Raw genomic sequence first — 20,673 nt, forward strand, 5'->3', positions numbered from 1 at the left:
CCGCTTTGTTCCTTTACACCAACCGGCTTTGCTCAACCGCCGCTGAAATGAACGATGAGAACAATGGATGCGGCTCAAACGGACGCGATTTCAGCTCTGGGTGATATTGCACACCAATAAACCAAGGATGATCCGTACGCTCCACGATTTCAGGCAATTTGCCATCAGGGGAAAGCCCGGAGAACAACAAGCCATTCGCCTCAAGCACCTTACGGTACTCCATATTCACTTCCCAACGGTGGCGGTGACGTTCCGAAATATCAGTCGTGCCGTAAATGTCGGCCACACGGCTGCCCCGAACAAGCTGCGCAGGGTAAGCCCCTACCCGCATTGTCCCGCCAAGATCCGTTTCATCATCGCGTTCTTGCTTTTCGTTGCCTTTGGTCCATTCAGTCATCAAACCAACTACTGGTTCTTTGGTCGGACCGAACTCCGTTGAACCGGCATCTTTGATGCCAGCTGTGTTGCGCGCAGCTTCGATGCAGGCCATCTGCATGCCAAAGCAAATCCCGAAATATGGCACATTGCGCAACCGCGCAAATGTTGCTGCTGCGATCTTGCCTTCAGACCCGCGTTCGCCAAAACCACCCGGCACCATAATGCCGTGAATGCCTTCAAGATGCGGGGCCGGGTCGCCTTTTTCAAAGATTTCACTGTCGATCCACTGAAGATTGACCTTCACGCGGTTGGCAATGCCACCGTGGATCAATGCCTCATTGAGCGACTTATACGCGTCCAAAAGACCTGTATATTTACCCACAACGGCGATGTTCACTTCCCCATCTGGGTTGTGAATGCGGTCGGATACTTCAAGCCATTTTGAAAGATCTGGCTTTTGATCTGCTTCCAAACCAAACGCTTTAAGCACTTCAACGTCCAAGCCTTCATCGTGATAGGCGATTGGCACATCGTAAATGCTCTTAACATCCAAACCTTGGATAACAGCACTCTCGCGGACGTTACAGAACTGCGAAAGTTTTTTGCGCTCGCCTTCTGGAATTGGGCGATCGCAGCGCACAAGCAGAATGTCTGGCTGAATGCCGATTGAGCGCAACTCTTTCACAGAGTGTTGCGTCGGCTTGGTTTTCAATTCGCCCGCGCTTGGGATATACGGCATCAGTGTTAGATGCACATAAATCGCATCGCCGCGCGGCAATTCGTTGCCAAGCTGGCGAATGGCTTCGAAGAACGGCAGCGCTTCAATATCGCCAACCGTGCCGCCAATTTCGCACAACACGAAGTCAAACTCATCATTGTCAGAAAGCACAAAGTTCTTAATCTCGTCTGTGACGTGCGGGATAACCTGCACTGTCGCCCCGAGATAATCGCCTCGTCTCTCTTTTGCGATGATGTTTGAATAGATACGGCCTGTGGTGATGTTGTCCTGCTGATTTGCAGAACGCCCCGTAAACCGTTCGTAATGTCCAAGATCCAGGTCAGTTTCCGCGCCGTCATCGGTCACGAACACTTCCCCATGTTGATAGGGTGACATTGTACCGGGATCAACATTCAAATAAGGGTCAAGCTTGCGCAAGCGGACTTTATATCCACGTGCTTGAAGTGCCGCACCTAGTGCAGCTGAAGCTAGCCCCTTACCTAATGAAGAAACCACGCCACCAGTAATGAAAATATACCGAGCCATGGGACTTTACCTTACAACCGAATTTCATTGATTCGAAGTCAAAACTTCGCGTTAAACCCAAAAAAAGACGGGGGCCAAAACCCCCGCCTAAATTCTTCTCATATTTTCCGACGCTTATTGCGACGGTGCCTCTGGTGTATCAGAGGCCGGTGTTTCCGCCGCTGGCACCGGTAGATCAAGTCCAGATGCGTCGCCCGAAGTCTCGCCACTCAAGTCATTAAGAGCGTCAAGAACGGTGACATCGCCATCTGTTTGCTCGGTTGCCCGCTCAAGGATCGATGATGATTCATTGTTCAATTGTCCCAAAACAGTCAGGCCAATTGAAGTCGCAAAAAATAGCGCCGCCAAAATAGCTGTTGTTCTGGTCAATAGGTTCGCTGAACCACGTGCAGACATAAGTCCACCACCGCCGCCACCGCCGCCAATGCCCAACGCGCCGCCTTCAGAGCGCTGCAACAAAATAACCGCGATAAGCGCAATAACGATGAACAAGTGCGCAACAATAAGAACTGTTTCCATCTTCGGAAATCTTCTCTTGAATTTGTTTTCAGAATTTTGGGGTTCTACACACTAAAATCGCACTTGGCCAGAGCCAAACCGCAATTTATGCATATGTGGGCCTAAGCCGCCGAAATAATGCCCCAAAAATCATCAGCCTTTAGGCTCGCACCGCCCACCAGTGCACCATTGACGTTTTCAACGCCAAGCAATTCTTTTGCGTTCGCTGGTTTCACCGAACCACCATAAAGAATTTTGATTGCGGCGCCCTGCTCGCCGAAACGCTTAACCAATGCCGCGCGAATGGCGTTATGCATTTCATCTACATCAGCAGATGATGCGGTTTTGCCGGTGCCAATTGCCCAAATAGGCTCATAAGCAACAACGAGTTCTTGTTCGTTGGTGAAATCAGGGCATGACGCAATGATTTGCTCAACCACCACATCAATTGCTTTGCCACTCTCCCGAACTTCCAGCGATTCTCCGCAACAAACGATTGGCACAACACCGCCTTCAAGCGCGGCAATCGCCTTTGCACGCACATCTTCGTTAGATTCGTTATAGCCGTCTCGGCGCTCTGAGTGGCCAACAATCACAAATTCGCCACCTGCTTCAGTGACCATTGCAACGCTGATGTCGCCTGTGTAGGCACCACTTGCGGCAGAATGACAGTTCTGTGCGCCGGTTTTGGCGACACTCTCACTAAGCGCAACACTTACCCGATGCAGCAACGTCGCGGGCGGGCAAATCACAACCTCAGCATTGACTTCATTTGCGGCCAAATGATCTTTGATCACTTCCACTTCCAAAAATGAGCCAGCGTCGCCGTTCATCTTCCAATTTCCGGCAATCAAAGGTGTGATTTTTTGTGTCATGTTGGTCCCTCACGAAATAAAATTAGTCTTAAGCGAAAACTGCCCAATCTGTCTCTTGCGATTTTGATCACACCCTGTCTATTATGCGCCGCTCCAAGCTGGGGCAATTCTCAGCTGGAAATTGGCAATAATAATAAACGGATGCGAAATGCTAGATACCATCAAACGCTATTCAAATACCTGGGTCGCAAAAATCCTCATGGGATTGTTGATCTTGAGCTTTGGCCTCTTCGGTATCGCAAATGTGTTCACAAATCTAGGGAGTACAAGTGTCGCGCGTGTAGGCAATGTGTCTATATCTGCAGTCGACTTTGATCGCGCCTATCGTGGACAGCTGAATAATTTCGCCCAGCAATATGGTCGCGTACCAACTCCAGAACAAGCGGTGGCCTTTGGCATTCCAGGTTCTGTGCTCACGCAACTTGGCGGAAACGCTACTTTGGACAATCTGGTTCAAGAGTTCGGCGTCGGCGCATCTGACGACATGGTTGCAAAAGTTGTGGCTGATGATCCAAACTTCTCCAGCACACTTGGCCTGTTTGATCGCACACGCTTCAATCAAATCCTGCGCCAAAGCGGATACACTGAGAGCGAATATGTGAACGCGCAGGCAGAAAGCGTGCGCCGCAACCAAATCGTCAACGGATTATTCGGCGGCATTTCAGCACCAAAAACCATCCTTGAAATGTCAAACCGATTCCAAAATGACACGCGCTCAATTGATTACTTCACTTTGACTGACGCGGCATTGGGTGAAATCGCAGCGCCAACCGACGAAGAGCTGACGGCCTTCATGGTGGAGAACCAAAACCTTTATCGAACGGAAGAAACCCGCAATATCGATATTTTGGTGCTGACACCTGAAACATTGGGCAAGACGCTTGAAGTGTCTGATGCCGAAATTGAAGCTGAATATGCCAAGACTGGTGCAAACTACATCGCTCCTGAAACCCGCAACATCAAAGTGGTCACTCTGAACGACGCTAGCCAGTCATCATTGCTGTCTGGTCTTTCACTTAGTGATGCTGCATTTGACAATCTGCTTGCCTCTATGGGCTTGGCAGATAGCTTGGAAGATCTCGGCCAAGTGGCAAAAGACGCGATTGCGGACACTGCAATTGCAGACGCCGCATTCGGCATGGAAGAAGCCGGTTTGACCGTTGTTGTTGGTGAAACAGGCACCAAGGCGATTTTGGTTTCCAACATTGTTGAGGGTGGCCAGCAACCTCTGGATGCTGTTCGCGAGCAAGTAGCTCAAGCGGCAGCGACGCGCGCCGCCAAGACCGTCATTCTTGATAAGATCGACGAAATCGAAGAGCTTCGCGCCACATTGAAGCCGATCACAGAAATCGCGGCTGAATTTGGTCTGACAACAGTAAATGTTGACGTTACAACTTCTGGCGGCGGATTGGGCGGACTTGAAGATTTACCTTCGGGCGCAACTTCACGCCTATTGCCAATTATTACGTCGGCTGAATTGGACAAACTTTTGCCAGCGGTTAGCTTGGGTGCTGACGAAATGGCTTGGTTTGATCTGAACAAGATCACTGAAGCGCGGGACCAAACGCTGGACGAAGTTCGACCATTGGTCACCGCATCTTGGGTTCAACAGCAAAAAGACGAAGCGTTGAGCAAGAAAGCCGAAGAGCTAGTTGCCTCACTTGAGAATGGCGATGAGCTTAAGCAAGTTGCCGCTTCTGTTGGTGTTGAAACACAAACGGCCCTCAACATCACCCGTCAAGGTGGTGCAGAGATCGCCTCTTCTGTCGCTTCGGCTGCGTTCCAAGGTGGCGAAGGACACGTTGGATCTGCACAGACTTCAGATGGTGATCATGTGATTTTCAAAGTGACGTGGCTCAACGCGGCTGCACCGCAAGAAATCGATGAACAAATGCAACAATCTATTGCTGCAGGGCTTGCGGATAATGTTTATCAGCAGTTTATCACAGCAAAACGTGACGACCTTGGGTTCAATATCAACCAAGGCGCCATCAACCAACTCCTATCGCTTGACGCGAACGGACAATAACCAAAATAGGGAACTGAGATGCATGACGCACACTATGCCGCCTTTGCTGAAATCTACAATCAAGGCAAATCGCAAGTGGTGTGGCGTCGCGTGGTGGCCGACCTCGAAACCCCAGTGGGTGCATATCTAAAGCTCTCTCAAGGACGCAAGAACACATTTCTACTCGAATCCGTTCATGGTGGCGCGACTCGCGGTCGCTACTCCATGATCGGGCTTGAACCTGACTTGCTGTTTAAGATCGAGCGCGGCAAAGCTTCGGTAAATCTCAATCCACAATTGGACCCTGACAGTTACGAATCGTTGCCCGATGCGCCGCTCGATGAGTTGCGGGCGTTGCTTAAGTGCTCGGCGCTTGAAATCCCGGCAGACTTGCCGCCAATGTCCGCAGGTATTTTTGGATATCTTGGCTACGACATGGTCCGCGAGATAGAAGAATTACCTGATGAGAACGATGACACAATTGGCGCACCTGATGCCCTTTTGATGCGCCCTTCTCTGTTGGCGGTATTCGACACCATCAAGGATGAATTGTATTTTGCGACCCCTGTTCGCCCAAAAGAAGGCGTTGCAGATCAAGAAGCCTTTGAAGCGGCGCAAGAACGGCTAGACAGCGCTGTGGCGCGTCTTTCCAGCACCGCACCGCTTGCCAAAGAGCGTGGTGACGTTGAGACCATTGAGTTTGAAAGCAACACCAGCCGCGAAGAGTTTGCGGGCATGGTGGACGCCGCCAAAGAGTATATTCGTGCCGGTGACATCTTCCAGGTTGTGCTAAGTCAGCGGTTTACCGCCGACTTCACTTTGCCGCCGGTAGCATTTTATCGCGCGCTGCGTCGTACCAACCCAAGTCCATATATGTATTTCTTGGACATTGAAGGGTTCGCTATTGCTGGTTCAAGTCCCGAAATCTTGGTGCGGGTTCAGGACGAAAAAGTCTCCATTCGACCAATCGCTGGCACCCGTAAACGCGGTGCAACGCCAGAGCGTGATCGTGAGTTGGCAGACGAATTGCTGAATGACCCCAAAGAACTAGCAGAACACCTCATGTTGCTGGATCTAGGCCGCAACGATGTTGGACGCGTCGCTGAGATTGGCACCGTGGAAGTCACTGACAGCTATTTCCTCGAATATTATAGCCATGTGATGCACATTGTTTCCAACGTGGAAGGCAAGCTGAAATCTGGCCTCGACAATATCGACGCATTGGCTGCTGGTTTCCCAGCAGGCACGGTTTCAGGCGCGCCAAAGGTACGCGCGATGGAAATCATTGATGAGTTGGAAAAGCACCGTCGCGGTATCTATGCGGGCTGTGTCGGCTATTTCAGCGCTGACGGGTGGATGGATACCTGTATTGTGTTGCGCACCGCCATCATCAAAGATGGTAAGATACACGTGCAAGCTGGCGCGGGCATTGTAGCCGACAGCAAGCCAGAACTTGAACAGCTTGAATGCGAGAACAAAGCCAGAGCGCTCACAAGCGCCGCGCAAGAGGCGTTGCGCTATGCCGATGAGCCGGAGATGGGCCAATGACCAAACTGCTCGTTATCGATAATTATGACAGCTTCACCTACAATTTGGTGCACCTAATCGGTGCATTGGAAAATGTTGAGATGGAAGTTGTCCGCAACGACAAAATCACAATTGGAGACATTGAAAAAATGTCACCAGATGGCATTGTGATTTCTCCTGGACCAAAGACGCCAACAGAGGCTGGCATTTGCGTGCCAATGATCGAGCGTTTCAAATCCGAGATCCCCATGTTTGGCGTTTGCCTAGGTCACCAGTCAATTGGGCAAGCATTTGGTGCAGATGTGGTACGCGCATCTCAATTGATGCACGGAAAAACCTCGACCATTCGCCACAAGGGCAAAAGCGTTTTTAAGGGATTGAATGGCGACGGTATTACCGCAACCCGTTATCATTCCTTGACAATTGACCCTGATAGTTTGCCAAGCGAACTTGAAGTAACGGCGACGTCAGATGATGGAATGATTATGGGGATCATGCATAAGGAACTGCCGCTGCATTCGGTGCAGTTCCACCCAGAAAGCATTGCATCCGAAAGCGGAACGCAAATGGTGCAAAACTTTATTGATATCGCCAATGCGTTCAACACCGCCAAAAATGGGAGCGCCTCATGAACATCAAAGAAACGCTCAACCACCTTGCTGACAGCAATGATTTGAGTTTCGACCAAATGCGCGCTGTCATGAATGAGATCATGTCTGGCGAAGCGACACCGTCACAAATCGGCGCCTTCCTTATGGCGCTGCGGGTCAAAGGCGAAACGGTTGAAGAAATCGCTGGTGCGGTTTCTATTTTGCGCGAAAAAATGAGTACCGTTTCAGCCCCTGCCAACGCAATCGATATTGTAGGCACGGGAGGCGACGGCGTTGGGACATACAACATTTCCACAACGGCTTCGATCATCGTCGCATCTGCGGGCTATCCAGTCGCAAAGCACGGCAACAAGGCCCTCTCCTCCAAATCTGGCAGCTCAGAGGCATTGCTGGCACTTGGCGTCGAACTTGATTTGCCTGCTGCGGGCATTGCGGCCTGCATTGAGCGCGCTGGCATTGGCTTCATGTTCGCGCCTAATCACCATGCTGCGATGCGCTTTGTGGGGCCATCACGCCAAGAAATGGGCGTACGTACCATCTTCAATTTGCTCGGCCCTCAATCCAACCCCGCAGGCGTAAAACACTATCTACTTGGCGTATTCGACAAACAATGGGTACGTCCAGTCGCAGAATCGCTTCTGAAAAACGGCGCGAAATCCGCATGGGTTGTGTTCGGTAATGATGGTCTTGACGAATTGACCACGACGACAACCAGCACAGTGGCGCAAATCAAAGACGGCAAAATAGAAGAATTTGAGATCTCGCCAGAGGATGCAGGTTTGCCAATTGCTGAAACCAAAGACATTTTGGGCGGCTCACCGCAAGAAAACGCGGCCGCCATGCGCGAATTGTTTGACGGTAAGAAGTCAGCCTATCGCGACATCGCATTGCTAAACGCTGCCGCTGCCTTTTTGATCTTGGACAAAGTCAAAGACCTCAAAGAAGGTGTAGAACTCGCCGCGAAGCAAGTGGATAGCGGCGCAGCGAAATCAAAACTAGACGAATTGGTTCGGGTGTCGAACGAGGTGGCGAAATAATGACTGACATTTTGCAAAAAATCGAAACCTATAAGCGCGAAGAAATTGCTGCTGCAAAACTCGATCTACCTTTCGGCGACCTTGAAATTCTCGCTAAGAACGCAGATGCGCCGCGCGGGTTTCTAAATGCTCTGAAAACCAAGCGTTCCAATGATCAATATGCATTGATCGCAGAAGTGAAAAAAGCAAGCCCATCAAAAGGGCTAATCCGCGAAGACTTCAACCCTGCCGCACACGCTTCTGACTATGAAGTTGGCGGCGCGGCTTGTCTTTCTGTGTTGACTGATGCACCTTCGTTCAAAGGCGCGCCTGAATTTTTGAAGGAAGCGCGTGCAGCAACCTCCCTGCCCGTTTTGCGCAAGGATTTCATGTACGACACCTACCAAGTCGCCGAAGCGCGTGCATGGGGTGCTGATTGTATTTTGATCATTATGGCCGCGGTTGATGACAAGCTGGCAGAAGACCTGAACGCTGCTGCCAAATATTGGAACATCGACGCGCTAATTGAAGTGCACGACGCCGCTGAACTTGAACGCGCCCTGAAATTGGATGCCGAGCTAATCGGTATAAACAACCGCAATCTGCGCACATTTGAAACAAGCCTTGAAACAACCATTGAATTGGCAAAGAACGTGCCGGACGACCGTTTGCTCGTGAGCGAAAGCGGCATTTTCACCTTTGAAGATGTGCAGATGCTGGAAGCAAAAGCCAATGTTGGGACATTTTTGGTCGGTGAAAGCCTAATGCGTCAGCCAAATGTGACTGCGGCGACACGGCTTCTGTTGACCGGCGAGGCCGCATAAATGGGCGATAAACTCACCCATATCAATGAAGATGGTGAAGTCCACATGGTGGATGTGGGCGACAAAAACGTCACCCAGCGCCAAGCGGTCGCGACTTCAAAAATATCAATGAGCCAAGCTGCATTTGATGCTGTGAAAAACGGTAATCTGAAAAAGGGCGATGCCCTGGGCGTGGCACGTGTTGCTGGCATAATGGCAGCGAAAAACACGTCTCAAATGATCCCTCTTTGCCATCCCTTAATGCTGACCAAAATCGAGATTTCGATTGAGCCAGACGACACAACATCAAGCTTTGATATCAAAGCTTTGGTACGCGTTGAAGGTAAAACCGGTGTTGAAATGGAAGCGTTGACGGCAGCCTCTGTGACGGCGCTGACCATTTACGATATGGCCAAAGCCGTGGACAAATCAATGGTGATCGGCCCTACCCAATTGGAACAAAAGTCGGGCGGCAAGTCCGGCGACTACAATCGCGAGTAAAACCCATGTCTTTGCTGCCTGTTGCTGACGCGCTGAAAACCATAATCGATGCAATTTCGCCCACCAAAAATGAAGTGGTGCCACTCAGCCAAGCCAATGGTCGCATTCTTGCACATGATATTGCGGCGGTGTTTGATCAGCCCCCATTCGACGGCAGCGCGATGGACGGATACGCGCTTAACGCAACAGACGGACAACTGGGCGCAAAACTTGAAGTCGTCGGCATATCTGCGGCTGGCGAGGCCTTCGATGGCACACTGACAACCGGACAATGCACGCGCATATATACCGGCGCACCAATGCCAAAAGGCGCAAATGCAGTCATCATGCAAGAAAAAATCACCCGCGACGGTGATACCATCACCTTGGAAGACGACGTAGCTGCGGGGCAGAATGTGCGCGACAAAGGCAATGATTTTGCTTTGGGTGATGTGTTGGTTGGTATGGATACCAAACTATCACCATTCCACCTTGCTTTGGCCGCTGCCGCAAACCATCCCACTTTGCAGGTGCGCAAAGCGCCAAAAATGACTTTGGTTGCAACAGGCGACGAGCTGGTGCCACCCGGGGCAACACTGCAAAAAGATCAAATCATCGCTTCCAACGGCTTTGGTCTCACCCCATTGTTCACCCATTTTGGTGCTGACGTAAAAGACGGTGGGATCATTAAAGATGATCGCGAAACGCTCAAGAATGAATTGAAGCGTTTGCTGGATGAGAAGCCCGATATCTTGGTGACCACTGGCGGTGCAAGTGTTGGCGACCGCGATTATGTGAAAGAAGTGCTGGAAGAGCTTGGCGTAGACTTAAGCTTTTGGAAAATTGCAGTCCGTCCAGGCAAACCATTGATGTTCGGCACCAAAGGCAAAACCACCATATTTGGTCTACCAGGCAATCCGGTTTCCGCCCTCGTTACGGGTACTGTTTTTGTTGTGCCCGCAATCAAAGCAAAACTGGGGCAATCACCTCAACATATGGTTGTTCAACTGCCACTTACTACAGATATGAGCAGCAACGGCCCTCGCCAGCATTACCGCCGCGCAAAGCTTGTTACTAAACCTGATGCCACGTTGGGCGTCGACCCAAACATGCAGTCAGATAGTGCGCACCTCACCTCGCTTTCACAAAGCGATTCATTTGTGGTGCAACCCCCGCTTTGCAAAGGCAAAGCTGAGGGTGAATTAGTAGATGTGTTGATTATGCCTTGGGCGGTCAGTTAGAGGAAGTCCCGGTCAACGAATCAACTCACAAACCACCGGATGGCTGCCGGAGTTTTGCCGAATTTTGATATAGCCTTTGTACTTCCACATTTCGAGTGCCCGTTGCTGAGAATAGCTGCTGTAGTACATATCAACGCCGCATTTCGTGCCAAATCCAATACAGCTGTCGGTTTCACCGTCGCAGCTCGGGTTGGTGTAAAGAGCCTGCGGATTACTAGTTTGATCTTGAAAGTAATATGGCGCTGCCTGGGCAATACCTGTGCTGCCAACGCTTGCTAGTACCGCGGCCGCGATTGCAGCTGCAGTTTGTTTCGTCTTACTTGTAAATCTCATTACTGTTTATTCGCTTTCATTAAGAGTACGCGCACAACAGTAGTTGACTTTTTCGCTCCAAGAAACCTGAAACTTGATATATCTCAAGAAATACTAAAAGCGAACGGCGGCATGAATCGCCGCCGACAAAAATCATTTCTTACCAATTGGTCCTGTTTCAAATCCACGCTTGCCTATTGGCCCGGTTTCAAAACCGCGTTTTCCAATAGGACCAACATCAAACCCTCGTTTGCCAATTGGACCAGTTTCGAAGCCCCTTTTACCAATCGGGCCAACCTCAAAACCAACTTTTCCAATTGGGCCATAGTCAAAGCTTCGCTGGCTCGTGTCTGCGTGTGCGACCGCACCTGCCATAAGAAAAGCACATGTTGCTGGAATTACTATTGCCATTCTAATCTTCATCACTGCCTCCTACAATTCGTCATTAAAGGCAGCGTATTTGATGCAATCTAAGAATTGGTACGGTGACATATTCCAATTTGGTTAAATATCGAACAGAGTTGGTAATCGGCTATCACGTGGCATCAATTGCCAATTTCAACAACACGATCAAACCGTTCAACCAGCGCATCATCGTGGGAAATACACAATAAGGTAAGGTCTTGCTCACCAAGCAATTGGTCCAAAATCAGATCACGTGTGGCGCTGTCGAGATTGCTCAGCGATTCATCAAATATCACGACATTGTTCATGTGATACAGTGCACGCGCCATCATGATGCGCTTGCGCTCACCACCAGAAATGTTGCTGCCGCCCTCACCAATGCTTTCGCCTGATTTAATTCGCTTTAGCATCTGTTTAGACAAACCAGCCTTATCAACTGCCCAAACCAACCTTTCTTCGTCGGTGTCGCCCAACATAATGTTGTCTGCAATCGACAAATTGAGGATATTCTCGTCCTGGCTCGCATATGTGATTGCCGGATGCACATCAATAAGGTCGAACTGCTCGCCATCCAATGTTTCGATAGCGATATTGCCATCGTTGGGCTTGTCTAGCCCAGCGAGAATATCGGCAAAACTTGTTTTGCCTTTGCCACTTGGACCACGGAACAACAGTTTTTCGCCAGCTTTCAATGCAAGATCAAACCCGTCAATAACAATGTTCTCGCCACGTTTAATGCGAACATCTTGCGCAGTGATTTCACCAATATCATTGATCACTGGCTTTTGCATCGCCAATTGATAGTCAGTTTGCCCTTCTTCCAACCGTTCAGACAAACGCTCCGCCGCAACCACATTATTACGCAACCGCATGACCCCTCTATTTATTCGACCAATCGGACCGAACATTGAAAAAGACAATGCCATAATGGTTGCCATGTCACCGGCATTTAGCTTTCCCTGTTGAAGCAAAAAAACAGCGGCTATTAGCATCACGCCCAAGGTGATGCTCGAAATCGCCGCGTTTCCAAATCCCCAAATTTGCTGCAACACTTGCACCTTGAGTTGCTTTTCTCGCTGATCATCGGCTGAGCCAAAGAAACGGTCCTTAAGTTGATAAGTTGCGCGAAAAACTTGAAAAACTTGCCGGTTTCGTAACTGGTCTAGCCCTTGTTCTGTCACCTCTTCATCCAGCCTATTGGCGCGGCGAATGGCAGGACGAATGTATTTTTGAACATATAGAAGCCACAAGAAATAGAAAGCGGAGCCAACAAGCATGATGCCGCACAAAATTGGGTCAAGTGCCGCAAACACCGCCGCAAATCCCATGGCGAGCGCAAATATTGGCAAGGCAATAGAATAGACAATCGCTTCAATGGAATCGTGCACTGCTGACAGGCCGCGTGACAACAACTCTATTAATGCACCGGTTCGACTGTCCTTACGCGACACCGAGTGCCACATGAGATGCGAAAAGCTAAGTTTGCGCAGCGCCAAAATAAACTTGGTTTGCACGCGATCTGCTAAATGATCACTTACCGCTGAAAACAGTTGGATCAACAATTGCACGCCTGCGTAGGTGCAAGCCATTTGGATAAACAGAACAGTTGTCGACGGATCCTCAATCAGTGCCTGTACAAAGTCGCCAAACAGAAACGGCAAATACACACTCAGCACGCGCTGAGACAGCATAAGGCATACCGCAATCGCCAACATCAATATGTTACGTGGCGCTTTCAGTGTCGATTGAATGAGGTTGTTGCGAAGGCAATAGTCGAGCATGTGGCCCCTTTGGCGTAATAAGGTCGACTTTGTGAAATACGGTCTTGTGAAACTGCGCACCAGTCGGGTCGCCGATTATGCAGTTTGAAGAAATCCATTCAAGTTAGAACTACGAATACTTCTTGCTGCCGTCACTAGGAACCTTTTTGCAAACCATTCGCAATAAAGTTGTTGCAAGTGATTTGCAATTGCACTACTGATTTCAGTCAACGAGATTTAGTTCAGTTGACGGGGACATTCATGAAATTCAAAAAGCCAGTTTTCGCTGCGGCTCTAATTGTGGCCAGTGCGTTTTCACTTGCGACCACGCCGGCACTTGCCAAGTTCAAAGCCGTAACAACCTTCACAATCATTGCTGATATGGCACAGAACGTTGCAGGCGATGCCGCTATTGTAGAATCCATCACCAAACCGGGCGCTGAGATCCACAATTACCAACCTACGCCTCGTGATATCATCCGCGCGCAAGATGCAGACTTGATCTTGTGGAACGGCTTAAATTTAGAGCTGTGGTTTGAAAAGTTCTTCCGCAATCTAAAAGATGTCCCGAGCGCCACACTGACCGACGGAATTGAGCCGATGGGTATTGCGAACGGTCCTTACACTGGCAAGCCAAATCCCCATGCGTGGATGTCACCAAGCGATGCGTTGATCTATGTTGACAATATTGCCAAGGCGTTTGCTGAGCATGATCCAGAAAATGCTGACACATATTATGCAAATGCCGAAAGCTATAAGGCCGAAATTACTGCTGTTGTTGAGCCTATTCGCGCGGTTATCAATTCAATTCCAGAGGAGCAACGCTGGTTGGTTTCATCAGAAGGTGCATTCAGCTATCTCGCTCGTGATTTTGGCTTGAAAGAGCTCTATTTGTGGCCAATCAACGCCGATCAACAGGGCACACCGCAACAGGTGCGCAATGTGATTGACCAAGTGCGCGCCAACAATATCAAAGCTGTTTTCTCCGAAAGCACCATTTCGCCAGCACCAGCGCAACAAGTTGCGCGTGAAACAGACGCAGAGTACGCTGGTGTTCTCTACGTTGACTCGCTAACGGACGAAAACGGCGAAGTACCAACCTTTATCGATCTATTGCGGGTAACCTCGCAAACCATTGCAGATGGGCTTTCACAATGAATGATATGACCGGGGCGAAAGAAACTTTCGCCCCAAATTCCGGCCTAAGCGTTGCAAATGTGACCGTGACATACCGTAACGGACACACCGCCATTCGGGATGCGTCATTCCAGTTGCCACGCGGCACCATTTGCGCCCTTGTGGGCGTTAATGGCAGCGGTAAATCAACATTGTTCAAGTCGATTATGGGATTTGCACCGGTCACAGATGGTGATGTGCAAATCCTCAATCGGCCTGTACGCGAAGTGCTCAAAGAAAACCTTGTTGCCTATGTGCCGCAAACCGAAGATGTGGATTGGAATTTCCCAGTTCTGGTCGAAGATGTGGTGATGATGGGGCGCTATGGCCATATGGGCTTTTTTCGCCGCCCCCGCCAAATCGACAAGGATAAAGTCACTGAGGCGCTTGAACGCGTGAATATGCGTGGCTACCGACATCGCCAAATCGGTGAATTGTCTGGCGGCCAAAAGAAACGCGTTTTCCTGGCGCGCGCACTTGCCCAAGAAGGCGAAGTAATTCTGCTGGATGAACCGTTCACCGGCGTTGATGTAAAAACCGAAGATACAATAATCGCCCTGCTCCGCGCCCTGCGCGACGAAGGCAAGGTAATTCTGGTATCCACTCACAATCTTGGCTCTGTCCCTGAGTTTTGCGACCGCACCGTGTTGGTTAAAGGCACCGTGTTGGCATATGGCCACACGCAAGAAGTGTTCACCCAAGACAATTTGGAAAAAGCATTTGGTGGCGTATTGCGGCACTTTGTGTTTGGCGGCACAGATCTGCATGACGATGAAGATGCACGTCATATCGCAGTGATCACTGACGACGAGCGGCCATTAGTGATGTACGGCGACAAAGACAATATGGAACATCGGCGCAGCGGAACCAATGACGATGATTGATCTTCTGCTCGAGCCATTATCCTATGGTTATATGCGCAACGCCATTTGGGTTAGTGCGCTTGTTGGCGGCGTTTGCGCGTTCCTTTCGGCTTACCTTATGCTCAAAGGCTGGTCGCTGATTGGCGATGCACTTTCTCACTCAATCGTGCCCGGAGTTGCGGGCGCCTATATGTTGGGCCTGCCATTTTCCGTCGGTGCATTCTTCTCTGGCGCCCTCGCCTCTGCATCCATGCTGTTTCTTAATCAGCGCACCAAATTGCGCGAAGATGCAATCATCGGGCTGATCTTTACGTCCTTTTTTGGCCTCGGCTTGTTCATGGTTTCCCTGTCTCCCACTTCGGTGAACATTCAAACCATTGTGCTTGGCAACATCCTTGCGGTGACGCCAGCGGACACTGTGCAGTTGGTGATTATCTCTGTGATTTCACTGTTCATATTGCTCGCCAAGTGGAAAGATCTCATGATCACCTTCTTTGACGAAGCACATGCGCGCTCGATCGGCATCAACCCAACAGCTCTGAAAATATTGTTCTTCACGCTGTTAAGCGCCTGCACGGTAGCGGCATTGCAAACGGTTGGGGCATTTTTGGTGATCGCAATGGTGGTAACCCCAGGCGCCACCGCCTATTTGCTGACAGACCGCTTTCCGCGTCTAATTATGGTCAGCGTCGCCATTGGCACGCTTAGTGCGCTCATTGGAGCATATGCCAGCTATTTCTTGGATGGCGCAACGGGCGGTATCATCGTGGTGCTGCAAACTATTACCTTCCTTACAGCTTTCGTTTTTGCCCCAAAACACGGCATGCTGGCGCAGCGGGCGCGACGCAATCAGGAACCGGAGGCAACATCATGATGGAATTCATCGATGTGGCACTTCAGCCATTCCAATTCGAATTCATGCGCAACGCCTTCATCATCTCAGTTTTGGTATCCATACCGGCGGCGCTCCTATCTTGTTTTTTGGTCTTAAAGGGCTGGAGCCTTATGGGTGATGCCATCTCCCACGCTGTTCTACCGGGCGTCGTTTTGGCATATATCGCGGGCATTCCCCTCGCCATTGGCGCTTTCCTTGCTGGTATGACATGCGCCATATCTACTGGATTTTTTACCGAAAACTCTCGGGTCAAAGAAGATACGATAATGGGCGTTGTTTTCTCAGGCATGTTTGGCTTTGGCATCGTGCTTTATACGAAAATCGAAACAGACGTGCATTTGGACCATATCCTTTTCGGTGACATGCTCGGCGTTGGCTATGGAGACATCATTGAAACTGGCCTCATCTCGCTGTTCATCGCAGGCGCAATTGCCTTCAAGTGGCGCGATTTGCTGCTCTACATTTTCGATCCACAGCACGCTAGCGCAATTGGCTTACCTGTTCGGCTTTTGCATTACGGGCTACTTGCCATCATTTCACTCAGTGTCGTAGCAGCCCTCAAAGCAGTCGGCATTATTCTGGCGATCGCATTGCTTGTCGCCCCCGGTGCCATTGCATACCTGATCACCCGTCGAATTGGTGAAATGCTCATATGGGCTGTTGGCTTATCTATCAGCTCCGCATTCTTTGGCGTGTATCTTTCATTCTTCATAGACAGCGCACCTGCACCCACAATTGTATTGTTGATGACTATTCTGTTCATTATTGCGTTTTTCTTGTCACCAAATGCGAAAAAGCTATCTGGTGCAGAACTCAACGCAACAAACTAGACATAAAAAAAGGGGCGGTGCCCAATGGACCGCCCCTTTACGGTTTGATTACCGCAAATTATGCCTGTCTTGTACATGATCTAATCCGATATCCTTGCGAATGTGAGGACTTAGATCCCCCGCATTCATGTATAGGGCACGAATTTCTCTTTGTTTTCGACGTGCCTCCAGATTGTTCAACAAAAATTGGACAACCCGGCCTAATCGCTCGAAATATTGCTCTGATAATGCATGTTGTTTTTTCATGTGTCATTGCTCGGCAAAAACCAATTAAGGCTCCGCCGCTCCTAAAATTTGGATACGTAAATGCCAAATCCAACGCACGACAAATGTCACGCGAAGCTATGGCGATGATGTAAGTTGATTGAACGGCGAAAACGCTGATCAAAAAGGTGAATATTAGAGCCTACAACGCTGCAGCAAGGACGCCGCATGTAGGATCGGTTGCGCTAGTGTTAAACTGGCAAACGAGTTGCCAGAAGCGTTTCGATGAATGTGTACATATTAAAACCTCCTTGGCGTTGCGGCTGGCGAGACCAGCCTGAGTAAAAGACAATCGTCCAATACCCCTCGATCTACCCCAATACAATCAAAAAATGAGACAATTTGGCACACCAACGCGAATTGTTGCAATTTGAACACAGGCTTAGCAAAGCCCCGGTTTCCCTGAACTTCAGCCACCACTTGCGGAACATATAAAGAACAGCTATAGTTGTTCAACATTTGTTCCGATTCTATTCAGGCTGCAAAGGACTTCAAAATGTTGACCCGTAAGCAACATGAACTGCTCATGTTTATTCACGAGCGTATGAAGGAAAGTGGCGTCCCACCTTCATTTGATGAGATGAAGGATGCGCTGGATTTGAAATCGAAATCCGGCATTCACCGCCTTATCACAGCTCTTGAAGAGCGCGGCTTTATTCGGCGTCTACCCAACAGGGCGCGCGCAATGGAAGTCGTTCGTTTGCCAGACAGTATGAACCCATCTTTGGGTGGTAAGAAGTCCAAGTTTGAACCAAGCGTTATTGAGGGCGATCTGGGCCGTGCCCCTGCCCCAACAGCATCACCACAATCGATTGATGATGGTGCAAATGCGCCAGTCGCCATTCCGGTTATGGGTCGCATTGCTGCGGGTGTGCCAATTGAAGCTATTCAAACACAAAGTCACACAATTTCAGTGCCACCCGAAATGTTGGCTGGCGGCGAACACTATGCGCTTGAAGTGCGCGGCGACTCTATGATTGACGCTGGAATTTTTGACGGTGACACGGTGTTGATCAAAAAGCAGGTTACAGCTGCTAACGGCGAGATTGTTGTGGCACTTGTGGATGGCGAAGAAGCAACATTGAAGCGGTTGCGCAAGAAAGGCCAATCTGTTGCGCTTGAAGCTGCAAACCCTGCATATGAAACAAGAATTTTCGGCCCTGACCAAGTGGCGGTTCAAGGTCGATTGGTTGGTTTATTTCGCAAGTACTGACCCCGTTAGGGCAATGCGCTCTAACTATCCCCGATTGCGAACACTTGGCCCGGCAGCCTTTGGTTGACCGGGTCTTTTTTGCAGCCACTATTTGCCAATCTGCCTAGGGACGCCAAGGGCGCAAATAGTCATCAACGGCCCAAATCACACGATATGTACCATCTTTGTTTTCAAAAACCGTTGCAACACCACGGCGGTCCAACTCTCGTTGCGTTATCACCAGAGTATGGTCACAGTTCATCTCTCGGCGTTGCCGCACAATTATAATGTCTGCACGGCCGCACTCCTCATACAACGCGGCGCTGTCCTTAACGACTGAGATCAATTGATCGCCAATTATTGCACTGCAACCAGATTTATCGCATTGCCCTAGCACTTCATCATCCAGGAGTGACGCGCCGAACCGCTCCGCCCACGCACGTGTCGTAAAACTGCGAGATCTGCGGCCCAATTGCGCATAACTGTCCGAAACACGAACAATCACAGCTTGCGTGCTGTCGGAGATCACAAAAGCCGGCAATGTCGCCTTGCCCAATAACAATAGCGCCCCAAAGAAAATGGCGGGCGCCACAAATTTGATCTTACCTCGGAAGAATGCCAACCAAGCAAGCGCAACACCACTTGCCGGTAGCACCCAGCTCGCGAGCAACGGTGTTTGCGTATATTCAGCGCTCAGCGCGGAAATCTCATTGGCGACACGAACAATCAAGTCGATGCCCAACCCCATGCTGAGCAGAAAAGGCCCTTCTAGCCCCAAAGGCATCAAGAGAACAGCAGCAAGCCCGGCGGGCAGTACAAAGAAGCCCACAATGGGCACAACGATCAAGTTGCCAACGAGCCCTAATGGGGCAAATTGCTGGAAATGCGCAGCAGCAATTGGTGCGGTGACAAGTCCGGCAATCAAACTGGTCAATGCTAATCCGCCAAATAATCTCGCAATGAATGGCATTTGCAGCGTGTTTCGCCCCAGAAATGCATAAACGGCAACAAGGCCAACCACAGCCGCAAAGGACAATTGAAAACCAGGCTTAAACACTTCGTCTGGAAACAGAACAATCATCACAATAGCAGCCAGAGCCACATTGCGCATCGTTATTGCACGTCGCCCCACCAATATGGCAGCAAATGCCAACAGCAACATCTACGTTGCCCTCTGGGTCGCTAAATTTCCACCCGAAATCATCAAATAACCAACAGCCACAACCATGGCACCAATTGCCGCGATTGGTTTGACGAGGCCGTCGCGGCGCGCAAATTGAACAACAATGAACCGGATAAGAAAGAAAACCGAGCCAACCACCAGCGTCAAATGCAGACCTGAAATCGCCAGAACGTGGGCCAACCCTGCATTGGCAATGCTCTCGCGCAGCGCGTCTTCAATGCCAGACTGATCTCCAATGATAAGAGCCCGCGCGATCCCTTCCTGCTGCGCCGACAAATAAACGGCGAGCCGATCACCAATTTGCCAGCGAAGTTGATCAACGCTGCGAAACAAGGAGAAATCTTGATTTGGTATAAATTGCAGGGGGGCAAGCGAACTCGCATAGCCGCCAATACCGTCAAAAAAACCATGAAACTGTGAATCGTAACTTTTGGGATAAACCGGTTTGGGTAACGGCAATATTCGTGCACGAACCACAACTTGATCACCTACCCCTACTGTAAGTTCTTCAGGCAAGTGCTCAGGCTTGATGGTGAGGCGCAATCCAGCGACACCACTTAACTTGCTATCGCCACTTGGCTGCGCAATTTCAAGGCGCAAATGTCCTGAAGCATTGTTGGATTTCGAAACGACTTCCCCTTTTAGCTGATCGACCGCAAAGGGGTAAGACACAAGCTTTGTGCCGTAAAAATGCGCTGAACCCGCAATTAAACAGAACCCAAGCCACACTGAGGTAACCAAACCCGGCAACTGCCAGGATTGCCCTCGGCTCGTTTGCCATAGTGTAATCGCTGCAAGCACGACCAAAACGCACAGGCTGGCCCAAATATTGGGCTCAATGGCAACCCAGCGATAAATCGAAATGCCAAAAATCAATGCAAAAGGGACAAGTACCACATATTGGCGATGATAAAGCGCGTCCGAAATACTCTGCTCGAGTGGCGCAAACTCAATTCTTTGAGAGGGCCCTCCTGAGGTCCCTTTTTTGCGCACAACTTTCGGCACGCCCCTTTTGGGAGGCGGTTTAGTATCGCTTTTAAGTATCGTTTCGCTATCGAAAGCGGCCATATGCGTGGCCCTATCTTGCGCAAT

At 50.0% G+C, this 20,673-nt stretch carries 18 protein-coding genes and 1 pseudogene; 12 read left to right on the top strand and 7 right to left on the bottom strand.

Annotation, left to right across the window (positions count from 1 at the left end):
- Window positions 1–13: 13 nt before the first annotated feature.
- The 3 genes from pyrG to tpiA all read right to left on the bottom strand — a co-directional run bounded on the left by pyrG (window position 14) and on the right by tpiA (window position 3,015).
- Window positions 14–1,642, bottom strand: a complete 1,629-nt coding sequence (pyrG, locus tag QQL65_RS13570; protein WP_284365413.1) for a CTP synthase — start codon at window positions 1,640–1,642, stop codon at window positions 14–16.
- 114 nt (window positions 1,643–1,756) lie between these two features.
- The gene (gene secG / locus QQL65_RS13575) at window positions 1,757–2,161 is read right to left on the bottom strand and encodes a preprotein translocase subunit SecG (protein WP_284365416.1); all 405 of its coding nucleotides are present in this window, start codon (window positions 2,159–2,161) and stop codon (window positions 1,757–1,759) included.
- Window positions 2,162–2,262: 101 nt separating this feature from the next.
- Window positions 2,263–3,015, bottom strand: a complete 753-nt coding sequence (gene tpiA, locus QQL65_RS13580) for a triose-phosphate isomerase (protein ID WP_284365418.1) — start codon at window positions 3,013–3,015, stop codon at window positions 2,263–2,265.
- Between the two features lie 148 nt (window positions 3,016–3,163).
- Between tpiA and QQL65_RS13585 the strand changes: the two genes are divergently transcribed.
- From QQL65_RS13585 to QQL65_RS13615, 7 genes are read left to right on the top strand one after another with little or no spacing between them, the layout of a single operon-like run.
- On the top strand, window positions 3,164–5,044 hold the full coding sequence (locus tag QQL65_RS13585; RefSeq protein ID WP_284365420.1) for a peptidylprolyl isomerase: 1,881 nt from the start codon (window positions 3,164–3,166) through the stop codon (window positions 5,042–5,044).
- A gap of 18 nt (window positions 5,045–5,062) precedes the next feature.
- Window positions 5,063–6,571: an anthranilate synthase component I gene (trpE, locus tag QQL65_RS13590; RefSeq protein ID WP_284365422.1), complete on the top strand. Its 1,509-nt coding sequence runs from the start codon at window positions 5,063–5,065 to the stop codon at window positions 6,569–6,571.
- On the top strand, window positions 6,568–7,182 hold the full coding sequence (locus QQL65_RS13595; protein WP_284365424.1) for an anthranilate synthase component II: 615 nt from the start codon (window positions 6,568–6,570) through the stop codon (window positions 7,180–7,182). Before trpE ends, QQL65_RS13595 begins: the two co-directional genes overlap by 4 nt.
- Window positions 7,179–8,198, top strand: coding sequence for an anthranilate phosphoribosyltransferase (trpD, locus tag QQL65_RS13600; RefSeq protein WP_284365426.1), 1,020 nt, complete (start codon window positions 7,179–7,181; stop codon window positions 8,196–8,198). Before QQL65_RS13595 ends, trpD begins: the two co-directional genes overlap by 4 nt.
- A complete protein-coding gene (trpC, locus tag QQL65_RS13605; protein ID WP_284365431.1) occupies window positions 8,198–9,001 on the top strand; it encodes an indole-3-glycerol phosphate synthase TrpC in 804 nt (267 codons plus the stop codon). Before trpD ends, trpC begins: the two co-directional genes overlap by 1 nt.
- Window positions 9,002–9,481, top strand: coding sequence for a cyclic pyranopterin monophosphate synthase MoaC (gene moaC, locus QQL65_RS13610; RefSeq protein WP_284365434.1), 480 nt, complete (start codon window positions 9,002–9,004; stop codon window positions 9,479–9,481).
- 5 nt (window positions 9,482–9,486) lie between these two features.
- Window positions 9,487–10,701 (top strand): molybdopterin molybdotransferase MoeA, encoded by a 1,215-nt coding sequence (locus tag QQL65_RS13615; RefSeq protein WP_284365436.1) that lies wholly within the window; start codon window positions 9,487–9,489, stop codon window positions 10,699–10,701.
- Between the two features lie 12 nt (window positions 10,702–10,713).
- On the opposite strand, the gene QQL65_RS13620 is transcribed toward QQL65_RS13615, so the two are convergent.
- From QQL65_RS13620 to QQL65_RS13630, 3 genes are all read right to left on the bottom strand, one after another.
- The gene (locus QQL65_RS13620) at window positions 10,714–11,034 is read right to left on the bottom strand and encodes a hypothetical protein (RefSeq protein WP_284365439.1); all 321 of its coding nucleotides are present in this window, start codon (window positions 11,032–11,034) and stop codon (window positions 10,714–10,716) included.
- A 132-nt stretch (window positions 11,035–11,166) separates the two neighbouring features.
- A complete protein-coding gene (locus QQL65_RS13625; protein WP_284365441.1) occupies window positions 11,167–11,436 on the bottom strand; it encodes a hypothetical protein in 270 nt (89 codons plus the stop codon).
- 122 nt (window positions 11,437–11,558) lie between these two features.
- The gene (locus tag QQL65_RS13630; protein WP_284365443.1) at window positions 11,559–13,199 is read right to left on the bottom strand and encodes an ABC transporter transmembrane domain-containing protein; all 1,641 of its coding nucleotides are present in this window, start codon (window positions 13,197–13,199) and stop codon (window positions 11,559–11,561) included.
- Window positions 13,200–13,439: 240 nt separating this feature from the next.
- Here QQL65_RS13630 and QQL65_RS13635 point away from each other — a divergent pair, with 240 nt between their 5' ends.
- From QQL65_RS13635 to lexA, 5 genes are all read left to right on the top strand, one after another.
- Window positions 13,440–14,336, top strand: a complete 897-nt coding sequence (locus tag QQL65_RS13635) for a metal ABC transporter substrate-binding protein (protein WP_284365445.1) — start codon at window positions 13,440–13,442, stop codon at window positions 14,334–14,336.
- 5 nt (window positions 14,337–14,341) lie between these two features.
- Window positions 14,342–15,238 carry a manganese/iron ABC transporter ATP-binding protein gene (locus QQL65_RS13640; protein WP_284366295.1) on the top strand — a complete coding sequence of 299 codons (897 nt, stop codon included), beginning with the start codon at window positions 14,342–14,344 and terminating at the stop codon, window positions 15,236–15,238.
- Window positions 15,231–16,091: a metal ABC transporter permease gene (locus QQL65_RS13645; RefSeq protein ID WP_284366296.1), complete on the top strand. Its 861-nt coding sequence runs from the start codon at window positions 15,231–15,233 to the stop codon at window positions 16,089–16,091. The genes QQL65_RS13640 and QQL65_RS13645 overlap by 8 nt, the downstream gene beginning before the upstream one ends.
- Window positions 16,088–16,942: a metal ABC transporter permease gene (locus QQL65_RS13650; protein WP_284365447.1), complete on the top strand. Its 855-nt coding sequence runs from the start codon at window positions 16,088–16,090 to the stop codon at window positions 16,940–16,942. Before QQL65_RS13645 ends, QQL65_RS13650 begins: the two co-directional genes overlap by 4 nt.
- A gap of 760 nt (window positions 16,943–17,702) precedes the next feature.
- Window positions 17,703–18,419, top strand: a complete 717-nt coding sequence (lexA, locus tag QQL65_RS13655; RefSeq protein ID WP_284365449.1) for a transcriptional repressor LexA — start codon at window positions 17,703–17,705, stop codon at window positions 18,417–18,419.
- Between the two features lie 103 nt (window positions 18,420–18,522).
- On the opposite strand, the pseudogene QQL65_RS13660 reads toward lexA, so the two are convergent.
- Window positions 18,523–20,649: pseudogene (locus tag QQL65_RS13660) on the bottom strand (ComEC/Rec2 family competence protein).
- Between the last annotated feature and the right edge of the window lie 24 nt (window positions 20,650–20,673).

This window comes from Maritalea porphyrae, assembly GCF_030159895.1.
In the GTDB taxonomy this organism is placed as follows: Bacteria; Pseudomonadota; Alphaproteobacteria; order Rhizobiales; family Devosiaceae; genus Maritalea; species Maritalea porphyrae.